Origin of the sequence: Shewanella glacialipiscicola (assembly GCF_023283485.1) — a bacterium.
Classification (GTDB): Bacteria; Pseudomonadota; Gammaproteobacteria; order Enterobacterales; family Shewanellaceae; genus Shewanella; species Shewanella glacialipiscicola.
On the sequence record NZ_JAKILU010000047.1, the window covers coordinates 1 to 4,963 of the forward strand.

The following is a 4,963-nucleotide window of genomic DNA, read 5'->3' on the forward strand; positions in this document are numbered from 1 at the left end:
ACCGTAGAGTGCCAATCATAGCCACTCTCAGCAAATTCTGAGTGCGTTTACACGCCAAAATTTGCTCTCACAGCACCCGCAATCAGCCTGAGAAATGATGGAGTTCACTAGCTACATCATTTCTCAGACGCCATACCGAATCCTACGGGCGCAAATTAATCAAAAGTTTTGCTGAGAAAGTGAATTTTCATGTTTAAATAACCATGTTAAATCGCTTCGCACTCGGTGAGTGCGAAATAAAACTCACAAGTAAAACGCTAGTTTAAAACATGATCTAACTCAATCAGCAGTCTTAACTGCGCTGTAACCCACAGGGCACAAGCTATAGAGTAAAGCGAAAAAAAGGCTTCGCTCTCAGTGAGTGCGAAAAAGTATCGCGTAATCGTCAAAAAGCTAAGCGTAACACTACATGGCTTATGTAAGCGCAGACGAACACCTTAAAAGTCACATTGGCACACATCAAATAAGGCTATCGACACTGTTTCTATACTATTTGAACAATCAATTTGAATGATTAATCAGCCTCACGACCCCGAATAGGCTCTTGGTTGAGTAATTTTTCCTAAATTGCGGCCACAGAGTGTAAATAATGGCAATCGTTAGCAAAGTAACGGCAAAATTCACGCTCACAGCGCCAATAGTTAGTCTGAGAAATGAGAGAGCTTACCCGTCACAGTATTTCTCAGCCGCAAAACTGGCTTCTACGAGCGCAAATCAATTAAATATTTTGCTGAGAAAACGCATTTTCACGTTAATAGTGCAATTTTAAATCGCCCCGCACTCGGTGAGTGCGAAGCCAAAGCAGCCCACTAAATAAGTGGGGCTACAGCGTAACCCGGTACGCTTGTATCCCACTTTTTGTTCCAAAAAGGTCGGATACAAGCTCGGGCAAGGGGAGACCCCTTAACCCCCAAAGCCACATGCTGCGCATGTGAAGAAATCAAAAGCGTGAAAGATAAAATCAATATGCACACTTTTATGTGGTACGTACTGTTTTTATGTACAGTTATAATGGTATTTCATCGATTTACGCTAAAAATCGTTCTTTAGTTGTATAGTATTAAAAACAATAAAATCGTAATACTCTGATTTTATTGTCTTTAATTTTTAGTGTAGTGACCACAAATTCTACTTTACGCGCAAGCTCGGTTTGTTTTTGTCTGTTAGGCACAATAAGTTGCTTTACTTCAATAAGATAGCAAATGTAGGATGTTATTAATCAATAAGTTAAGGGACTGACTTTACAGCGCAAGCCCTTCAATAAGATGTTATATTTTTAGAGGTGAAGATGGTATTTCCAACAGATCGATTATATAAATTTGCGTCATTTAATGAAAATTCATTATCTGCATTAGCAGATCAAACTGTTTGGTTCTCCGATTTAGATTCTTTAAATGATCCTTTTGAAGTTTCAGTACGATACGAAGTTCCAAAGAACAAAGATGATAAAATAGTTCAATGCATTAAAGCTGGAGCCATCGATCGCGAGAAGGAATTAAATATTTCATCTGAAGAGGCTTTAGATTATGTAGAAAAGGTTTATAAACAAGATCCGGTAGGGTTTTTGAGTAAATTTGATAAAGGTATTGAGTTTGTGAAAAATGAACATACCAATTTATTAAATTCATTGAATATTTTTTCTACATCATTAGACGTTCATGAAGACACTTTTCATAGTGAAAATATGCTTATGTGGTCACGTTATGGAGTAGGTTTTACGGGATTCTGTCTTCAATTTTCTGCCAGTGAATTTCTTCAATCCATTAACGGGCTAAATACAGAAAGCAAAATTGGATTCTGTAAAGTTGAATATGTTACAGAAACACAAGTTGTAAACCCTATTAAATATGTACCTCATCCTGATGAATCATACTTTGATACAATTAAATTTAAGCATAACCAATGGGAATATGAAGGTGAATTACGCTTTATTAGCGGTAGCAAAGGCCTACATAAATATAGTAATGACGCATTGGAGAAAGTATTCATTGGTTTCAAAATGCCATTGAGTAAGCAAAAAGTACTTATAGCTATACTCCAGCAGTACTTCCCCAAGACTCAAATTTATCGAACTGAAATAGACAAAACTTCATATAAAATTGTAGCTAAAAAATATATTAAGGCATTTAAATGGAACAAAAATAGTTGGTTACGTTTCGCTTCGCTACACATTTTAACCCACTATTTTTGTCCGCTTAATGCGGCGTTAAATGGCTGATCACAAATCGATTTATATACCGTTAATAAGGTTAAAGTAAAATGATAATAGGACTGTTTTTAAAACATATTAAAGCTTATAAAGGTATAAACTTTGTGCCAATCGGTCGTACTTATAAGTTTGTTACTTATGTAGGTGAAAACGGTGCGGGTAAGAGTTCCATTTTAGAGACTTTAGATTCATTTTTTAATAATAAATCATACCCAATAAATAAAAGCGCATTAAGTGATGGAATAAATACAACGGGAAATGAACCTTTTGCGGCTCCTGTATTCCTAATTGAGAAGGCAAAAGTCAGAAGTCATAAAAGACTATTTGAGTTGTTAAGCCTATATTTTTGGAACGTGCAAAAAACAAGTTTACATGCTGGCGTGCAATCTTCCATGAAAGAATTTTTTGAACTAAGAGAACCTCTACTTACAGATGAAAATTATTCACAAGAAACACATTATTTTTTTGTTTTTGGGGAACAGAATTTAATTTCTACTCCTAAGCCATACTTCGCCAGTTTTCATGGTGAAGAAGGCTTCTTATTAAGTTTCTTGGAACTTGGAAGTGAAGTTTTTTTAGATATGGACGCTACTGAAAAAAGAAATAAAATTTCGGAATTACGTGATGAGTTAAATAAGAAAGTCGCACTGAAAGAGTGGAGAGATGTTTCATCTTATTTGAAAGAGATGTACTCATATGTTTATTTTCCAGTAGAAATTGAAGTTGAAAGCTTTACAAAAATTGAAACGAGAGAAATGCAGAAGATTTTTGATAAAAGGCTGAAAGATGAAATTGAAAGTGCTTTGACCTCAGTAAACTTTGTAAATCAAGGTGGAATTAACGACTCTCTAGATAGTTTTGTTTCAGAAATTGAAGAGATCTTAGAAAATAAGTACTGTTACGATACAGGTCAACGAAGAAATAATAGTGTTACGAAATCAGATATTGTTAATAAAATTTTAGAGGTTTACTTCCAAAAGAGGATATTAAATAAAAAAAGTGGTGGTGAGCTTACAAAAGTTAGTGAGTTAAGTGCAGGTGAGAAACGACAGGCGTTAATCAACTTAGTTTACGCTTTTCTTAAAAGGAATCCAGATAGAGAAACGATGGTGATTATTGCCATTGATGAACCTGAAAACTCTTTGCATACTGCACTTTGTTATGACCAATTTGAAAAGTTAAAAGAAGTCTCAGAATTAAATCAGATTTTAATAACAACACATTGGTATGGATTTTTACCAGTGGTAAGTGAAGGGTTTGGTCACTTCCTTAATGTTACGGATAATAAAATTGGGTTTGAAACTTACGATCTATACAATTACCGTTCGGAAATTCAAACTGCTATTTCAACTTCAAGAAATCAAATACCAAGTAATTTCATACTAAAGAGTACATATGATTTAGTTCAATCCATTTTTTATTCTTTAAAAAATGCAGAACCATATAATTGGATAATTTGTGAAGGTATTAGTGAAAAAATTTATTTTGAATATTTCTTTGCTGAAGAAATTATAACTAAAAGACTACGCATATTACCTATGGGTGGGCAAAGTAAAGTAATTAGACTCTATAAATATTTACAAAATCCAATATCAGAAGAAAGATGTTCAGGGAAAGTTTATTGTCTAATAGATACAGATCAAATTAGATGTGAAGAGATAAATAGAGGTTGCAATACCTTATCTATTCGGAGGTTAAGTAATGGAGGAAATTCTGATACTACTTCATTATTAACTTTGGATAATAATGACACTAGCGAAACAGATATCGAACGAGCATTAAATCCAATCCTATTCAAAACCACAATTGAAGCTTTAACGGATAACCCTGAATATCAAATAGATAGCACTGTTAACGAATCTGGTAATAGTGACTTTATTAGGAATTTTAGAAATGTTGATTTAGAAAATTACTTCAAAGAGGACGAAGGAAATAACAAAATTCTTTTCGCTAAGGAATATATAAAAATATGTGAAAGGGATGATCCTACAAAAGATATGATTCCTAACTGGGTTACTGATATCAAGGGTTATTTTTCTTAAAAGCCATTTAACAAGGTGTTTAAACGCAACAAAAACAGTGGGTTACGCTTCGCTATACATTATAACCCACAATTTTTGTCTGCTTAACGCGGCGTTAATCATTGACAATTTAACCGATAAATACTTAAATGTCATATATCGACTACGAATGTTCACTTTCTGAGATGTGACTTTTCGATTAGTTATTGATTATAATGAATTTTAGTTTTATTTTGTGGCTGATTGCTTGGGTTCAAATCCCTACTCCTCCGCCATTAAATACGAAAGAAGCCGTTGATTATCAACGGCTTTTTTTGTTGGTGGCGTTTGAGAGACTCTCCATAAGGATTGACTCAGACAATGTATCTTTATCGAGCCCCCAACAACGTGTACTTCACACGTATCTGTTTAGCCAAATCCTTACGCGATATCGGCTTTCCCTTTGACGTAAAAGTCTCCTTACTGACTCGTGACCGCTCTGAAGCGGTTATTCGTAACATTGATGTCGCTGGAACCCTCAAAAAACTGATTAAATCGATTGATGAGCACACACGCATTAATGATTTTATTCGCTACGTTGATGAGGTGATTAATCAGCTACGCACACAGTTCGCACAAATAGACCGTCCTAGCTCGATAATACCTCAACGGCAGAGCAAATTAACGCCTGCGCGCGAGGTGGAGTTGATTCCGCCTAAACCTCAAATCTGCTTCAACGAGGCTCTCACGCAGT

At 34.9% G+C, this 4,963-nt stretch carries 3 protein-coding genes; all 3 read left to right on the forward strand.

Features of this window, described 5'->3' with window-relative positions:
* Positions 1-1,288: 1,288 nt before the first annotated feature.
* Positions 1,289-2,218 (forward strand): DUF2971 domain-containing protein, encoded by a 930-nt coding sequence (locus L2717_RS17850; protein WP_248938130.1) that lies wholly within the window; start codon positions 1,289-1,291, stop codon positions 2,216-2,218.
* Between the two features lie 41 nt (positions 2,219-2,259).
* Positions 2,260-4,251, forward strand: coding sequence for an AAA family ATPase (locus tag L2717_RS17855; RefSeq protein ID WP_248938131.1), 1,992 nt, complete (start codon positions 2,260-2,262; stop codon positions 4,249-4,251).
* 339 nt (positions 4,252-4,590) lie between these two features.
* On the forward strand, positions 4,591-4,963 hold a 373-nt coding region (locus L2717_RS17860), incomplete at its 3' end, for a hypothetical protein (RefSeq protein WP_248938132.1).